This is a genomic window from Acidisoma sp. L85 (assembly GCF_009765865.1).
Taxonomy (GTDB): Bacteria; Pseudomonadota; Alphaproteobacteria; order Acetobacterales; family Acetobacteraceae; genus Acidisoma.
The window spans coordinates 18,919-34,635 of sequence record NZ_LMUQ01000061.1; the positions used below are offsets into that span (position 1 = coordinate 18,919).

The window sequence follows — 15,717 nt, forward strand, 5'->3', positions numbered from 1 at the left end:
CGTCACAGCGCTCCGTGACGTGGCGGCTTGATGCCATTGAGATAGTAATTCCCGATCGCCGCATATTTCCACCGCACTGGATCATGCAGCGTGTGGGTGCGGACATTGCGCCAATGCCGATCGAGATTGTGCTGCGCCAAAGTCGATCGCGTGCCCGCAAGCTCATGCAGCTTATTGGCGGCGGTCAGCGCGGCCTCGGTGCCATAGGCCCGTGCTTCCGCGACAGCGATGGAGGCGAGTGCGACAGTCTCGTCATTCGGCTCGGCAACCGCCTTGTCCACCGCTCTGCCCGCCCGCGCGAGCAGCGCATCGGCCGCGTTCTGCCGCAGCGTCAGATCGCCGATCTGCGCGATCGTATAGGGATCGTCCGTGGCGCGGTCCTGGCCACTATCGATCCAGGGACGCGTGAAGCGCCGCACGAAATCGATCGTATCGGCCAGCGCCGCCCGGCCAATGCCGATGTCCATCGCCGCGTGCATGATCTGCGCGAAAGCCCCCATCGAGGTCGGCACGTCGAAAGCGTCGTGGAACGGGATTACGCCAATCGGATCGACCTCGACATTCTCGAAGATCGTCGTACCGCTGCCCGTCGTCTTCTGCCCGAAGCTCGACCAGTCATCCACCAAAGTCACACCTTGCGTCTCGGGCGAGACGAAGGCGAATAGCAAATTCCCTTGCGCGTCCTTGGCGACAGCCGCGACCCAATGGGCGAAGAGCGCACCGGTCGAATAGAATTTTCGCCCTTCGAGAATCAGGCGGCCATCCTTTGGCAAAAGCGTGGTCTTGTAGTCATGCACCGTCTTGGTGCCGATCTCGCTCAAGGCATTGCCGAAGCGGTCGCCATTCAGCACCCGCTCGAACCAGAGCTGCTTTTGCTCCTCGGTCGCGGTAAGCCTGATCGCCTCGACCACGAAGAAGTGGTTCTGCGGGATCTGCCCGATGCTGCCATCCGCCGCGGCTATTATGGCGATCACCTCCGCCAAGGTCGCCGCCGAAACTCCGGCGCCGCCATGCTCGCGCGGCACGGTGATGCCCCAAAGGCCGCTCTGCGAATATCGATCGATCTCCGCCCTCGGCAACCGTCGCTCGCGGTCGCGATCGGATGCGCCCACGGCGAATTCGACGGCGAGTTCACGCGCGACGACTAGCGCCTCGGCATCGCTGGAGATGCGGTGCGCGGGCCTGCGTTCGGAGAAGTTCGACGAGGCGCTCATTGGGCGGCTTTCAATGTCGTGTGGCGAGAGGCGGCGGCGGGATGCTGCGCGCCAAGACGCGGGCCGCTGCCAGGAAACATTTTCTGGCGCAGCGTGCCGGCGCGATACTCGGTCTTGTACCGCCCGCGCCGCTGCAATTCCGGCACCAGAAGATCGGAGATATCGGCGAAGGTCTCGGGCGTCACGACATAGGCAAGATTGAACCCGTCGAGGTCAGTCTCCGCGATCCAGGCTTCCATCTGATCCGCGACTTCAGAGGCTGATCCCACCAGCAGCGGCCCGAAACCGCCGATACCGACATGCTCAGCCACTTCGCGCACGGTCCAGGTCTTGTCCGGATCGGCCGTGGTGAAGGATTCCACCGCCGAATGCACCGCCTCATTGCGAATATACCGCACGGGCTCGTCCAAATCGTAGACCGAGAAATCGATCCCGGTCCAACCCGACATAAGCGTCAAAGCGCCCGCATGGCTGATGTAGCGCCGGTACTCCGCATGCTTCTCGCGCGCCTCCTCGCCCGTCCGGCCGACAATGGCCGTGGTGAGATTGAAAATGCGGATCGACTCTGGGGCGCGGCCATACAGCGCGGCGCGCCGACGGATGTCGGAAACATAACCCTTCGCCACGGTCTTGCTCGGCGCCGCCATGAAAACGCATTCGGCATGGCGCGCCGCGAAGTCGCGCCCCTTGCCGGAAGTACCCGCCTGGAACAACACTGGCGTCCGCTGCGGAGATGGCTCGCTCAGATGAATCGCATCCAGCTTGAAGAACTCGCCCTCATGCTTGATGCGATGGACCTTCGCCGGATCGGTGAAGATACCGCGCGCGCGGTCGCGCAAAACAGCATCGTCCTCCCAGCTGCCCTCCCAAAGCTTGTAGACCAGATCCATATATTCCTCGGCGATCTGGTAACGTGTATCGTGCTTCGGCTGCGATGCAGCGCCGGAAACTCCACGCGCCGCGCTATCCAGATAGCCGGTGACGATATTCCAGCCGATACGGCCCTTGGTCAGATGGTCTAGCGTCGACATGCGCCGCGCGAAGGTGAACGGCGGCTCGTAGGATAGCGTGCAGGTCACGCCGAAGCCGAGATTCTCAGTCACCCCCGCCATGGCGGAAACGGTCAGCAGCGGGTCATTCAGAGGAATCTGCGTCGCCTCGCGCAGCGCGGTATCCGTATTGCCGCCATACACATCGTAGACGCCAAGCACATCCGCCAGAAACAGCGCATCGAACTTGCCACGCTCCAGAATTTTCGCGAGGTCGGTCCAATAGGATAGGTCGATGTAGCGATCCGCCCGGTCGCGCGGATGCCGCCACAGCCCAGGCGACTGATGCACGACGCAATTCATGTCGAAGGCGTTGAAAAGGATCTCGCGGGTCGCGCTCATCGTCTCGCTCACACCCAGGCGTGGCGCGGAGGCAGCACGCCGTTGAGGGCATGATTGCCGATCAGCGCGTATTTCCAGCGCACCGGATCGTGCAGCGTATGGGTGCGCGCATTGCGCCAATGCCGGTCCAGCCCGTGCTGCGCCAAGGTCGAGCGCGTGCCCGCCAGTTCATGCAGCTTGTTACCCGCCAGAATCGCGATCTCAGTCGTCAGCACTTTGGCTTCAGCGACCTTGAGTGAAGCCTCACCCACCGTCTGCTCGTTCGCCTCCGCGATCGCGCGGTCCACCGCATAGCCAGCCTGTTCCAGGATCGCCTCAGCTGCGTGAAGCCGCAGGAAAAGGTCGCCGACCGCCGCGATAGTATAAGGATCTTCCCACGCGTGATCTTGCCCACTGTCGATCCATGGCCGCGACTGAGTGCGCACGAACCGCACGGTATCGGCGATGGCGGCGCGCGAGATGCCCAGATCAACCGCCGCCTGAATGATCTGGGACACGGGCCCATTGGCGGAGGGCTGGTCATAGCCGAGATAGGCGGGCACCACGTTCCGCGCCTCGATCAAGACATTATCCAGCGACACGCTGCCACTCGCGGTGGTGCGCTGGCCAAAGCCAGACCAATTATCCGTGATCTTCAGGCCCGGCGCCTGGGGATCAGCAAAGGCGAGATAGACCTTGCCGTCCTCGCCAGTCGCCGCGATCGGGATGATATCCGCGAAAAGCGCGCCGGTGGAATAGAACTTTTCGCCGGTGACCCTAAACGCGTCGCCGTCCGCCACCAGTTTCGTATCGAAGACGCCGGCATTCTTGCTGCCCGCCTCGGAAAACGCATTTCCGAACCTGCGGCCTTCCAGCACCCCGGCGTAGAAGCGGGTCCTCTGCTCCTCGTTCCCGGTAAACCGCAGAGCCTCCACCACGCCAAGATGGTTCTGCGGAATTTGCCCGATCGAGGGATCAGCCTCAGAGATCATGGCGATCACCTCGGCGACGGTCGCGAAGGAAACCTCGGCTCCGCCGTAACCGCGCGGCACCGTCATGCCCCAAAGGCCGCTGCCGGAGAAAAGGTCGAGTTCGGCGCGCGGCAGAATACGCTGCTGATCCCGCGCGATCGCCTCCTTCGCCATCTGAGGCGCCAGCTCCCGCGCAACCGCGATTGCCTCCGCGTCACTGCGGATGACGGTGGCAGGGGCGCGAGAGAAGGCGACGCCCTTGTGGCCGGCGATCTGATCCATGCTCAAACCTTGTGCAGCAGCAATATTACGAAGCGAAACGCGTGAACCCCGTAGCGTAACGCAGCGAGCGATCTAACGCAAAAACACCTACCGTCAACGATATTGTTATAATATGCTATCTTAAATAGTGTTATTTGGACGAGGACCGATCCATGAGCGCGTGCAGGACGCCCGGTGGCGCACCCAGCGCCGGCGCCTGCTCAGCTCACGCCGAGCAGAGAGCGCGCGCCACGAACTCCGAGCGTGGTGGGACCAGACGTTCTCCTACGCCGCGCAGATCTCCTTGACCGACTTCATCACGGCCTCGGTGCTGAAGACCCGGTCGAGCCAGCCGTCCCGAAAAATCTGCGGCTTGGCCTGTTCGATCGCGTAAAGCGCGCCATCGGAGAACTTGCCCTCCGGAAAAACCCCAAAGGCGATCGACAGGCCGATATTGATATGCCCCAGCATGAAATCGACCGCCGCCTCGCGCGGAACCCCCCGGCGCACGACATCATCCACGGCCTCCTTCATCGCGAGGCACAGCGTAATGCCGACGGTTTCGGACAAGGCCGGCTCCAGCATCGCGATATTCTCGACCGTGCAGCGATGCGCCCGCATCACCGGCTTGTAGATTTCTCGCGCCACTTCCTCGCACAGCGCATAATGCGCTTCAGGCCCCTGCATCAGCGCGCAAACGATATGCTGCTTGGCGTGAATGCCGCCGAAGAAATCGTTCTTCGCCACCGGGTCGGTCTCGTCATTGAAAATCGGCGGATGGCAGGGATGGGTCACGAAGTAAGTCACATCCGGGCGCACCGGCATTTCGCCCGCATAGGGCGCCGCGGCGTCGAGTACGATGAGCGCCGTGCCGGGCCGCACCTTGCCGATGATGTCGTGGGCGATCTTGCCGATCAGCCGGTCCGGCACCGCCATCACCACCACATCGGCCTGGCTCAGTGCAGTGTCCATTTCGACGCAATCTGCGCCAACCGCTTGCTTGAGCCGCTCGCGCCCTGCCTCGGAAACCTCGACATGATCGACGGAAAATCGCGATCCCTGCAGGTTCGTGGAGAGACGCACACCCATCTTTCCGCCAGCACCGAGTAAAGCGACCTTCGTCATCGGACTATCCTTGGTTCAAATTGGTTTCGAGGAGGACTCGCCGCCCGCCTTTATGCGAGCGAAGTAGTCCGGGCTGCCCATCTGGCCGCCCTTCAGAGCCAGTTCCAGCGCGGCATGGGCGGGGTCATCGGAATGCGCCTTGCACAGCGCCGCTCCGGGCACCGTCGGCGCCAGCGCGCTCAGCGCATAGACGCCGAGCGCCAAAGCCGCGTGGCTCGATGTGTCGCCGCCCGCGATGATTCCGCGATCGATTCCGGACTTTCGCATGACACGATCCAGGATGCGGCCGAGGCCGTCCCCGATGCGGTCATTAACCGTGTCCAACGCGACGCCAGAAGTTTCCACCACACGCCGCAATTCGGGCAGCGACGGATCATCCGGCCCCCGCGCCGTATAGATGATCGGGTCCAGCCCAGCCGACAGCGCCTCAAGCGCCGCCGCCGAGGCGCGATCCTTCTCCCTCTCCCAAGCCGCGCCATCGACCGCGGCCGTGGGATCAAGCCGAATACCCAGGAAACCGTGTTCCTCGGCCCAGGCGATCTGATGCGCCGTCACCGGCGAGCAGGAGCCCGACACCCCGACGATCCGCGCCGCCGCTGGCGCCGCACGCGGCGGTTCGGCCACCGGAATGAGCCCCGCCCGCTGCCAATGGGCGATCAGCGCGTATTCGACACCCTGGGAGCCGACAACGAATTGCATCGCCTCCCGATGCTCCCAGACCAGCCGCCCGGCTTCCGCGAGCGTCTCCTCATCGACAACATCAAGCGACATGATCTGGGCACCCTCGGCCCGCGCGATGGCGAGCGCATCATCCGCGCGTCCCTGCTTCATCGCAACGAAGTCGATCAAGCCCGAAGGAATAGCCGTCTGGGTCGCAAGATGCCGGGCGAGATCCGCCTCATGCATCGGCGTGACAGGGTGGCGGCTCATAGTCGGATGGCGGTCGAGCCGATATCCCACGCCCGCAACCGTCGCGAACAGATTCCCGAAGGCCTGGTAGCGGTGAATAGCGGGCGCCGCCGTGATCATGGGAATCCAACGATTGCCGAAAATCTCGTCGCCGATCTCGATCGCCGCGCCAATGGAGCCGACCTCGCGCGAGGAATCGAAGGTCGAGCAGATCTTGTACTGCGCGAGTGGCGCACCGGTAGAATGCAACGCCGCGAAAATGGGCGGCAAGGCGACGCGCATCCAGTCGGGACTCTTGGACCGCGCGATGCCCGCGATGCCGATGCCTCGAAGGTTAGGGAACCGCGCTAGCTGCTCCGGCCGCGGCACGTCGAAGAACAACACGCTAGGTAGGCCCGCGAAGGTCAAAGCCTCCATCACGGCGGCCGAGCCCGTAAAGTCGTCACCGTAGAAGGCTATCAGCGGCCCAGCCGGCAGCGGCAAAGGTGTCGTTCTGCGATCACTCATTATACGATCATTATACCAGCTAAATCATGTGGAGCCAAACGCCTTCGCTACGGCGCAATGATTCGATATCGAACGCCAACTCAAGCACCGTCATGGCACGCGCAGGCGGGGCGGCCCTCGCGTGCCATCCACGCCTGTCTTTGTTGCGCAAGCAAGGCGTAGATGGCATGCCTTCGCATGCCATGACGGTGAGGGAGTGAGCATGGTTCAAACCAGAGACATCCTGCTTTAGCGAAAGCTACGAAGCGGATTCCACCGCCTGCGACAAAAACAAACCACGGCTGCGTTGCAAATGGTCCCGCATCGTCTGCGCAGCTCCCACCTCGTCATGGGCGATAATCGCATCGAGGATCAGACGATGTTCCTCCAGCGTGATGCGCTCGTGGCCTTTCCAATGCAGCAGACCAGAATGAAACGCACTGAGCCATTGCAGCATCGCGCGGCTCACCACTTCGAGGATCACATTCCGCGTGATGGCGGCAATGACCGTATGAAACTCCATATCCGCCGCGACGAAACGGCCGGCGTCGCGGTCAAGAAACGCGGTCTGCCGCGCCAGTGCCTCTTCCAGTCGCTGAATATCGGCGGGCTCCGCCATGCGCGCGGCCTCCCGCACCATGCCCACCTCGAAGAAAACCCGCGCATCCTGCAACTGCTTGAGGGATTGCGGCTGCGTCGCCAGAACATGCCGCGCCGCATGGTCGATCTGCTGCATGACATCGGCGATCGAGGGATGAGCGATGCGCGCCCGCTCCCCGTGGGTGATGGTAATGAGACCGAGCTTTTCCAGCCGCTGCATCGCCTCCCGCACCGCCGGCCGTCCGACGCCATAAGCCACCATGAGCTCCCGCTCAGACGGCATCTGCGCGTCGGCACCGTAAGCCCCGGTCTCGATCTCTTGCAGGAGGCGATCGAAGACCTCGTCCGACAGCTTGCGCCGCGTGATCTTCTGCGGTGCGACCATCAAGCGCTGATCAGGCTTCCACCCGCTCCTGGTGATATTTCCGGTCCAATTCCTTGATCCCCTCGACATTGGCGGCCGATGAGCCTTGCGGATCGAAATGCGATTCCAAGAATTTGTCGACGATCGCCTTGGCGACTTCCGTTCCGATCACCCGCGCGCCCATCGTGATGATATGCGCGTCGTTGCTTTTCGCGGCGCGCTCGGCCGAGTAGGTGTCATGCGTCTGCGCCGCGCGAATGCCGGGAACCTTATTCGCCGAGATACACACGCCGATGCCGGTGCCGCAGCACAGAATCCCGCGATCGAAACGCCCTTCCAGGATCGCGTTAGACACACGTTCGGCGAGCGAGGCGTAAAGCTCCTTGCCGCCCGGCACCTCACGCCCAAGATCGACGACCTCATGCGGACCGCCGGATAAATGCTTGAAAATGACATCCGACAGCGGCTGTCCCGCGCTGTCTCCGCCCACGACGATCCTCATGTCGATAACTCCTCCGTCCCGTTCTGGGTCGATGCGGCATTGGCCGCCTCTGCGACGATGGCGACGATCTCCGCCAAGCCGTCCGCGTTCCAGGCATAGCGCCCCACGAAGAGCCCGTCGACATCGGGGATCACGGCCAGCTCCGGAGCATTGGCCGCGGTCACGGAACCGCCGTATAGAATGCGGGTCGCCGTGGCATTGGCCGCGCCAAACCGTTCGGCGAGCGCAGCCCGCAGCCGCGCGAGGCGGTCCGCGACATAGTCGGGATCGGCGGCGGCGGCGGCACCGATGGCCCAGCGCGGCTCATAGGCCAGCACAAGGCGCGGCAGGGCATTCGCCGGCTGATCGGCCGTCGCGGTAGCGAGCTGATCCGCCAGAACATCATCCGACCGACCGTCCCGCTTATCCTCCGCCTTCTCGCCTAGACAGAGGATCGGGGTAAGCCCGTGGCGCAGAGCAGCGTTTACCTTGAGGCGCACCGCGGCGTAGGTTTCGTTGAAATGCTGCAGCCTCTCGGAATGGGCGAGTGCCACGTATCGGCAACCCGCCTCGACGAGCATCGGGGCGGAAACCTCCCCGGTCCAGGCGCCGCGATCATCCCAATGGACGTTCTGGGCGCCGACGCCGATCTGCGACCCTGCGACGCGCGCGCCCGCCGCGCTCAGCGCGGTGAATGGCGGCAGAACGAAGACATCGAGCCCATGATGGTTGATGCCGGCCAGCCTTTCGCGCAGCAGGTCGATATAGGCCAGCGTATCGGCGATCCCATGGTTCATCTTCCAGCCGGTGCCGACGAGTTTGCGCCCCCGCTTCGCTGGCAGGGTCATTGCGCGCCCTTCTCGCCGAAGGCCGCGATCGCCTGAGCGAGTTCGGGATGCTCGCGCGCATAATCCGCGAGCGGAACCCCGGCCACCGCCGCTTCCCAGGCCTGAGTGATGGCGCGCACGCCAGCGCCAGCCCCGCCCGGATGCCCCATGATCCCGCCGCCGCCTAGATACAACAAATCGATGGACCGCCCGTTTCGCGCGAAAGTCTCCGGCGCCTGCCCGCCCCATTGCCCCGATCCCACCACCGGCAAAGCACGGTCGTCGTCGGAAAGAAGCGGCGTGGTGCAGTCACGGAAGGAGCGCAGGAAGGACTCGTCCGGCTCCCAATATTTCGCCCCAATGCCATTGACCTGAAACTGGTCGATACCGAGCAACCGCCACAGCACCTGATAGACGCTGAAATCGAGCCCCAGATCCGGATGCCGCGTCAGCATGTCCCAGCCGCTACGATGCGCATGCAGCACCAAGCGCGAGCGCTTCCGCAAAAATGCCAGTCCGCCATAGCCGACCGAGTTAATGTTGATCACCGCCGCATTGCCGCCCGCATCCGCCACGATGTCGTGCTGGCGCAGCATGGTCTCCGGGTCCGCGCTGGAAATGCCAAAGGCATACATGACCTTCCGCCCGGTCCGCTGTTCATGGTCCAGAATCACCGGCATCACGGCCCGCACCCGCGCTTCGAGCGGCGCATAGCCGGGATTCATCATCTTCTCGTCGTCTTTGATGAAATCCGCGCCGGCCTCGACCAGTTCGCGCGCAACCTCCGCCGTCTGTTCAGGCGTCAGTCCAAGCGCGGGTTTGATGATGCTGCCGATCAGGGGCCGGCCATGGACATTCGCGAGCCTGCGGCTGCCGGCGATGCCGAAAGCGGGTCCCGGATGCGCCTTGATAAACGCGGGCGGCAGCCGCAGCCCGACGATACGCGCACCCGACAGGCCGCGCACCGAAAAGACCCCGCCGAAAGCGATGGTGAGGAGGGCCGCGATATCCGTGCCAATAACTTCCAGCGGGAAATCGACATCGACATCCGCGCGCTTATAGGGCCGCGGATTCTGGGAATTGACCGCATCCTGGGGATAAGCCGGCCGCTCATGCGGTTCCAGCATCCGGATATCAACGACCCGCGCCGCGCATCTCGCTTTGAGATCAGCAGTTTCGCCCGGCACCGCGACGAAGGTTCCGGTCGATTGGTCGCTCGCGATCTTTTCCGCGAGCCGCCCGATATCGCCCGACGTCTCAATCCGATACGTCAGCCGGATCGCGCTGTCGTTCGACACTTGGCTCACGATCGACCTGCCACTTTAGTTCCAGCGCCGCCCTGCGTGGTTGGTATCGCGCGCTTCACCGTCCGCCCCCTGCCACCACCCGCCAGCGACAGCACGGCGATCACCACAACGCCCTGCACGATATCCTGCATCCCGGAAGGCAACCCGGCAATCTGCATGGTCGCCACGATGAGGATGAGCAGCACGCAGCCGAACAAGGTGCCGACCGCTGTCGAAGATCCGCCCATGATAAGCGATCCGCCCAACACCACCGCGCCAAGCGATTGCAGCAGGTAGGGACCGCCCATCTCCAGAAAAGCGCCGCCGACATAAGCTTGCAGCAGCAATCCATCGAGCGCCGCGAGCAGTGAGCTAATCAGAAAAGTAGCCGCGACAACCCGCGTCACGCCAATGCCGGAGAAATAGGCCGCACGCGTGCTCTGCCCGACAGCCGAAAGCGTGCGCCCATAGACCAGCCGCCCCAGGACGATGCTGCCGACAACAACAGCCACCACCGCGAGCATCGCGACCACGGGAAAACCGCCGACCCGCGCCGTTGTCAGCCACTTCAGCGTCGGGCTGACGCCGTAGCTCACCAGCTCCTTATTGGCGAAGAGACTGGCGGTAGCCAAAATATATCCGGTCGCAAGCGTCGCGATAATCGCCGGTATCCGGAAAGCCAGCACAAGCACCGCGTTCACGCTGCCAACGACAATGCCAATCCCCAACGTCGCCAACACACCAAGCCATAACCGGCTGTCGTGGCCCTGGATGAGGATCGTGCTGACATAGGCGCTCAGCGTCAGCACGTTGGGAATGGACAGGTCGATATTCCCGCGACCCGCCGTAATCACGAACATTTGGCCCAGCCCGGCCAATGCCAGGAACGACGCTGAAACCGCAACGCCGGAGAGACTCTGCAGGCTGAACCGGCTGGTGATGAGGGACAGCACGAACCACAGCAGCACGACGCCGATGAGCGCCCAAATCCACCGGTTGCGCTGGCTCCAGTCGATCAGCCGGCCCTCGCCCAGACCCGCCATCACTGCGCCCTCCGCCGGATCAGCGTGGCCCGCAACCCGAGCATGCCGAGCAGCAGCAAGCCCTGAACCGCCGCATTGTAATCCGTGCTGACATTTAGCGCGCCAAGCAGGGCGCCGATCAGCGACAAGACGATCGCCCCGGCGACCACGCCCCAAGGCGACAGCACCCCCCCGATCAGGCTGCACCCGCCGATCACCACGGCCGCGACGCTGGAAAGCGTGAAGGGACCACCGACATTGATGTCGCTCGCGGTATTCGCGGCGGTCAGCGAGACTCCGGCGATCATGCCGAAGATTCCCGCCAAACCATATCGGATCACCGCATAGCGCAGCGCCGACCAGCCGCTACGCGCGAGCGCCGGCGCATTGTTGCCAAAAGCGCGCAGCACCACACCAAGCGGCGCGCTGTCGAGGAAGACCGTCACCCCTGCGACGATGAGGATGATAATGACGGATGTCGGCAAATGCGGAATGGACCAGCCGAACAACGACGTGACCCAGTCGGGGCTGCTGCCGCCGGGCGCTGGTTGCAGGGAATACCCCGCTCCCATCCAAATGAACGAAGCGCCTAGCGTCACCACGATCGCGGGAATGCGGCGCAACTGGATGAGCGCGCCGATCAAACTATACGCAATCAGCGCGACAACAATGGTGACCGCGCCCAACAGCGGCCGGTCGACCAGCAGAGTCGCACTCACGACATTCATGAGCCCGGCAAAAGCACCGATGCTGAGGTCGATCTCGCTTCCGCCCACGACAAACATCTGCGCGACAGCCACCAGCACCAGCGCAACCGACGGCCCAAGCAGAAGATCGAGACCGAACACGCTCGCCGCCGCATGATTGACCAGCATCATGACGCCCAGAACCAGCGCCAGACTCACAAAAGGCGCGGCCTTGATGACTGTCTTGCCCCAGTCGCGATGAAGCCGCTCGACACCCTCGCCCTCTCCGCCGCGTGCGACTTGCTCCGAAAAAGAGGCGCCAATGATGGCGTCCTCGGTGATCTCCTCGCGCCGCAGCTCGCGCACTATGCGGCCCTTGCTGAAGACCAGCACCCGGTCGCATTCCATGAATTCGAGGTCTTCGGTCGAAAGCCAAACAATCAGCCGCCCGGCCCCCGCGGCATCGGCGAAGAGCCCATAAAAATCCGTCTTCGCCGCCACATCGACACCGCGTGTCGGATCGTCGAGCAGGATCGTCGGCGAATCGCTCACCAAAGCGCGGCCGACCAGCGCCTTCTGCTGATTACCACCGCTGAGATCGAGAATGCCGGAGCCAAAGCGACCAGGATCCAGCCGCAGCTTCTCGGCGGCATCGAGAATGGCGGGGCGATCCTCGGCCGCGGCGAAAGGCGCGAGCGCGAAACGCCGACCGATGCGCTCGATATCCATATTGGCGAAGACATTCCAGAACGCGAAAACGCCTTCTCTCTGCCGGTCTCCCGAGACGAAACTGACGGCGCCCGAGCGCTCGATCCCGCCCGAATGACCGGAGGCAGCGAAAATGTCGCGCAGAAACTCCTTCTGCCCCGCGCCTTCCAGACCCGCCAGACCCACGATCTCGCCTTCGCGCAGAAGGATCTCGCTGCCGATCTTCTCGACCACCGGGCCACTCACCCGCAGCCGCACTGGCCGTTGCGAAACCGGCGCCGCCTCATGCGCGCGCCGCAAAGCGACTTCCGCGCCACCGCCCATCGCCTGAACCAGTGCCTGGATCGAGGTATCCGCCGCTGCACCGCGCCAGGCCAGACGCCCATTGCGCAGGACCATAACATCGGCCGCGACATCGACGATTTCATGCAGCTTGTGGCTGATGAAAATACTCGCGAGCCCCGCTTCGGCCTGCTGATGAATGAAAGCCCGCAGTTGTCGGCTGCGTTCCAGATCCAGCGACGATGTCGGCTCATCCAAAACAAGCAGCCGGATGCGCGGCGCCGAGGCGGCCCGCGCGATCTCCACCATCTGGCGCTGACCAATGGAAAGGTCATCCACCACATGATCGACATCGATGCCGTTGCCGGGAAACACACGGTCGAGCGCGGCACGGGCCCGCGCACGATAGGCGCGGCGCCATCCGGGCACCGGCCGCGCCAGATCCGGCGCCTCCAGAAAGAAGTTCTCCGCGACCGAAAGATTGGCGCAGAGCGAAAGCTCCTGATGCACGATACGAATGCCGTGAGCCTGCGCCTCGGTGGGACCGAAGCGATCCCAATCCGCCGCACGGCCATCCAGCTCCAGCGTACCGAAATCGGGCCGGCTGACGCCGCAGAGCGCGCGCATCAGCGTGCTCTTCCCCGCGCCATTGCCGCCCACAAGTCCGAGAATATCGCCCGGCCGCACGATCAGCTCGACCCCGTCATTGGCGAGGGTCGAGCCGAAAGCCTTGGTAATGTCGCGCAGCGCAACGAGAGGCACGGTCGCGTCAACGCTTTTGGCGTGCGGCGAGGCCGTGCTGAGATCACTCATCGCTTAGTCACGGAACTGCCTATTTCTGCGACAGCAGATTCGTCTTGACCCAATCCTGCGAATAGGACGGGCTGACGATGATGTTCGGCGGCAGATTGGCGTAGCTCTTCAGATTGGCCTGATCGACGGTCGCCACCGGCATGATGAGCTTCTGCGGCACATGCGCGCCCTGCACGATGGCAAGGCTCAACCAGAAAGCCGCGCCGCCGATACCGGGCGTCGTGTTCATCGAGATGGTCGTATAGCCGTTGCTCGCATTCTCCTGCGCCCACCAGCGGATGAAGTTCGAGCTGCCGCCGCCCTCGATGACAGGCATGTGGCCCTTATACTGGCCGCCATACTGGTCGAAGGCCTGCGCCACGCCGTAATCGTCACCGCCCTGGCCGAGCACCGCATCGACATGCGGCAGGCTGGGCAACACATTGGCGATGGCCGATTGCGCGACCGAAGCGGTGGCTTGGCCATAGACCGTCGCCACGACCTTCACATTCGGATTGTTCTTGAGCACGGCTTCCTGTGCTGCATACATCGACACGTCCGGCGCCGAACCCTTCACGCCACGGACCAGGATGATGTTGCCCTGGTTATGGATGAGCTTCAGCGCGGCGGTGGCCTGCTGCGTCTTATAGCCGGTGAAGTCGAAATTGAGCTGCGTATTGCAAGGCGCCGAGGCGATGGAATCGAAGGAAATCACCTTGATCCCGGCGTGGCAGGCTTTCTGGATAATGCCATTCTCCGCCGTCTCGGAAGCGGCATCGACCGCGATCGCATCGACACCCTTGAGAATGAGCTCGGCGAGCTGGCTGTTCTGCTGGCTGACGCTGCCGTCGCCGTTCTGGATGATGTAGTCCGAGATCAGGCCGGCCGCCTTGGCCTGCTTGGCCGCCGCCTCGAAGGCCTCGACCATCTGATGGCGCCAGATGTTGCCGTAATAGGAGTTGGACAAAGCGATGACCGGCTTGTCGGCCGATGCCATCGCCGGCATGGCCGGTGCGACCATGGCCGCCGCCGCCAAAGCGAGGCTGGGAATAAGCGAGCCAGCAATCTTCATGACATGTTCCTCCGCGCACCCGTTAAGCCCGGGCTGAGCGCTGCATATGCCCCGACATGACAAGCCTAGGCAAGGTGATTATCTCATCATACCACCAGAACCTGCGTTTCTCTGTGCTCGCCCGCATAGGCGCGCGTCGTTCGTCCAGATTGACTCTCCTTCGTCCGAGGCGATACCCCGGCACGCCGCGCCGGCATCCGCCGGCGGCCTCCAGGCGGCTGGAGCAGACATCCGGCTGCGCCGGTCCGCTTCCCGAAGGACATGCAATGCCCGTTAACGCCTTCATCTTCCCGGGTCAGGGGAGCCAGTCCGTCGGTATGGGGCAAGACCTCGCCGCCGCTTTCGGCGCGGCCCGGGACGTCTTCGACGAGGTGGACGAGACACTCGGACAACGTCTCTCCAAGCTGATGTTCGAGGGACCGACCGAGGAACTCACCCTCACCGAAAATGCCCAGCCCGCGCTGATGGCCGTCTCCCTCGCCGTCATGCGGGTACTGGAGCGCGAGGGCGGCCTCGTTCTGCCGCAGAAGGCAGCCCTCGTCGCCGGCCACTCGCTTGGCGAATACAGCGCGCTCGCAGCTGCGGGCAGCCTCCAATTGGCCGAGACCGCGCGGCTGCTACGCCTTCGCGGGACCGCGATGCAACGCGCGGTTCCCGCGGGAGAAGGCGCCATGGCGGCTCTCCTCGGCACTGAACTCGAACAGGCCGCCGAGATCTGCCGCGAGGCAGCCACCGACCCGGAGACCGGTGCTCATCAGGTCGTGCAGCCAGCCAATGACAATGGCGGCGGCCAGGTCGTCATCTCGGGGCATAAGGCTGCGGTGGAGCGCGCTATCGAGATTTCGCGGGCGCGCGGCATCAAGCGCGCCATGCTTTTGCCGGTCTCTGCCCCCTTCCACTGCGCCCTCATGGCGCCCGCTGCCGATGCCATGGCAGAGGCGCTCGCCACCGCCGCGATCACGGCCCCGCTCGTGCCGGTTGTCGCGAATGTCTCCGCCGCCAAGGCGACGGACCCGGCCGCCATCCGGACACTGCTGGTCGAGCAGGTGACGGGCCTCGTGCGCTGGCGGGAGAGCGTGCAGGCCATGGTGTCCATGGGCGTCGACACCTTCATTGAGATCGGAGCGGGCCGGGTTCTCGCCGGTCTCGTCCGCCGCATCGCGCCGGAGGCGACAACTCGCTCCATCGGCACGCCGGCGGAGATCGAGGATTTCCTCAAAGGCTAAAACACCCCGCACGGATTGCGTCGCTGGCGCACCAT

The 15,717-nt window shown here is 63.8% G+C and carries 13 protein-coding genes; 1 reads left to right on the forward strand and 12 read right to left on the reverse strand.

The window, feature by feature from the left end; all coding sequences use genetic code 11:
- Window positions 1–2: 2 nt before the first annotated feature.
- The 12 genes from GSQ83_RS18550 to GSQ83_RS18605 form a co-directional block, all read right to left on the reverse strand.
- Entirely contained in the window at window positions 3–1,214 is a 1,212-nt protein-coding gene (locus GSQ83_RS18550) for an SfnB family sulfur acquisition oxidoreductase (protein ID WP_158804382.1), read from the reverse strand.
- Entirely contained in the window at window positions 1,211–2,605 is a 1,395-nt protein-coding gene (locus GSQ83_RS18555; RefSeq protein WP_158804383.1) for an LLM class flavin-dependent oxidoreductase, read from the reverse strand. Before GSQ83_RS18555 ends, GSQ83_RS18550 begins: the two co-directional genes overlap by 4 nt.
- An 8-nt stretch (window positions 2,606–2,613) precedes the next feature.
- Entirely contained in the window at window positions 2,614–3,837 is a 1,224-nt protein-coding gene (locus GSQ83_RS18560; protein ID WP_158804384.1) for an SfnB family sulfur acquisition oxidoreductase, read from the reverse strand.
- A gap of 264 nt (window positions 3,838–4,101) precedes the next feature.
- The gene (locus tag GSQ83_RS18565) at window positions 4,102–4,941 is read right to left on the reverse strand and encodes a phosphogluconate dehydrogenase C-terminal domain-containing protein (RefSeq protein WP_158804385.1); all 840 of its coding nucleotides are present in this window, start codon (window positions 4,939–4,941) and stop codon (window positions 4,102–4,104) included.
- 15 nt (window positions 4,942–4,956) lie between these two features.
- Window positions 4,957–6,357 carry a four-carbon acid sugar kinase family protein gene (locus GSQ83_RS18570; RefSeq protein WP_158804386.1) on the reverse strand — a complete coding sequence of 467 codons (1,401 nt, stop codon included), beginning with the start codon at window positions 6,355–6,357 and terminating at the stop codon, window positions 4,957–4,959.
- 238 nt (window positions 6,358–6,595) lie between these two features.
- Window positions 6,596–7,321 carry a transcriptional regulator NanR gene (gene nanR, locus GSQ83_RS18575; RefSeq protein ID WP_158804387.1) on the reverse strand — a complete coding sequence of 242 codons (726 nt, stop codon included), beginning with the start codon at window positions 7,319–7,321 and terminating at the stop codon, window positions 6,596–6,598.
- Window positions 7,322–7,331: 10 nt separating this feature from the next.
- On the reverse strand, window positions 7,332–7,802 hold the full coding sequence (locus GSQ83_RS18580; protein WP_158804388.1) for an RpiB/LacA/LacB family sugar-phosphate isomerase: 471 nt from the start codon (window positions 7,800–7,802) through the stop codon (window positions 7,332–7,334).
- The gene (gene tpiA, locus GSQ83_RS18585; protein ID WP_158804389.1) at window positions 7,799–8,629 is read right to left on the reverse strand and encodes a triose-phosphate isomerase; all 831 of its coding nucleotides are present in this window, start codon (window positions 8,627–8,629) and stop codon (window positions 7,799–7,801) included. Before tpiA ends, GSQ83_RS18580 begins: the two co-directional genes overlap by 4 nt.
- Entirely contained in the window at window positions 8,626–9,915 is a 1,290-nt protein-coding gene (gene oiaX, locus GSQ83_RS18590; RefSeq protein WP_216850349.1) for a 3-oxo-isoapionate-4-phosphate decarboxylase OiaX, read from the reverse strand. The genes tpiA and oiaX overlap by 4 nt, the downstream gene beginning before the upstream one ends.
- Entirely contained in the window at window positions 9,912–10,937 is a 1,026-nt protein-coding gene (locus GSQ83_RS18595) for an ABC transporter permease (RefSeq protein ID WP_158804390.1), read from the reverse strand. The genes oiaX and GSQ83_RS18595 overlap by 4 nt, the downstream gene beginning before the upstream one ends.
- Complete coding sequence (locus GSQ83_RS18600) at window positions 10,937–13,405, reverse strand: ATP-binding cassette domain-containing protein (RefSeq protein ID WP_158804391.1); 2,469 nt, start codon at window positions 13,403–13,405, stop codon at window positions 10,937–10,939. The genes GSQ83_RS18595 and GSQ83_RS18600 overlap by 1 nt, the downstream gene beginning before the upstream one ends.
- A gap of 19 nt (window positions 13,406–13,424) precedes the next feature.
- Window positions 13,425–14,456, reverse strand: coding sequence for an ABC transporter substrate-binding protein (locus GSQ83_RS18605; RefSeq protein WP_158804392.1), 1,032 nt, complete (start codon window positions 14,454–14,456; stop codon window positions 13,425–13,427).
- A gap of 266 nt (window positions 14,457–14,722) precedes the next feature.
- Here GSQ83_RS18605 and fabD point away from each other — a divergent pair, with 266 nt between their 5' ends.
- Window positions 14,723–15,682 (forward strand): ACP S-malonyltransferase, encoded by a 960-nt coding sequence (gene fabD, locus GSQ83_RS18610; RefSeq protein WP_158804393.1) that lies wholly within the window; start codon window positions 14,723–14,725, stop codon window positions 15,680–15,682.
- The last annotated feature ends 35 nt before the right edge of the window (window positions 15,683–15,717 follow it).

Excerpts from the sequence above, each read along its gene's own strand:
- GSQ83_RS18555 (WP_158804383.1), bottom strand. The coding sequence starts at position 2,605 with ATGAGCGCGACCCGCGAGATCCTTTTCAACGCCTTCGACATGAATTGC.
- GSQ83_RS18595 (WP_158804390.1), bottom strand. The coding sequence starts at position 10,937 with ATGGCGGGTCTGGGCGAGGGCCGGCTGATCGACTGGAGCCAGCGCAAC.
- GSQ83_RS18560 (WP_158804384.1), bottom strand. The coding sequence starts at position 3,837 with ATGGATCAGATCGCCGGCCACAAGGGCGTCGCCTTCTCTCGCGCCCCT.
- GSQ83_RS18600 (WP_158804391.1), bottom strand. The coding sequence starts at position 13,405 with ATGAGTGATCTCAGCACGGCCTCGCCGCACGCCAAAAGCGTTGACGCG.
- tpiA (WP_158804389.1), bottom strand. The coding sequence starts at position 8,629 with ATGACCCTGCCAGCGAAGCGGGGGCGCAAACTCGTCGGCACCGGCTGG.
- fabD (WP_158804393.1), top strand. The coding sequence starts at position 14,723 with ATGCCCGTTAACGCCTTCATCTTCCCGGGTCAGGGGAGCCAGTCCGTC.
- GSQ83_RS18550 (WP_158804382.1), bottom strand. The coding sequence starts at position 1,214 with ATGAGCGCCTCGTCGAACTTCTCCGAACGCAGGCCCGCGCACCGCATC.
- GSQ83_RS18580 (WP_158804388.1), bottom strand. The coding sequence starts at position 7,802 with ATGAGGATCGTCGTGGGCGGAGACAGCGCGGGACAGCCGCTGTCGGAT.
- GSQ83_RS18605 (WP_158804392.1), bottom strand. The coding sequence starts at position 14,456 with ATGAAGATTGCTGGCTCGCTTATTCCCAGCCTCGCTTTGGCGGCGGCG.
- GSQ83_RS18565 (WP_158804385.1), bottom strand. The coding sequence starts at position 4,941 with ATGACGAAGGTCGCTTTACTCGGTGCTGGCGGAAAGATGGGTGTGCGT.
- nanR (WP_158804387.1), bottom strand. The coding sequence starts at position 7,321 with ATGGTCGCACCGCAGAAGATCACGCGGCGCAAGCTGTCGGACGAGGTC.
- GSQ83_RS18570 (WP_158804386.1), bottom strand. The coding sequence starts at position 6,357 with ATGAGTGATCGCAGAACGACACCTTTGCCGCTGCCGGCTGGGCCGCTG.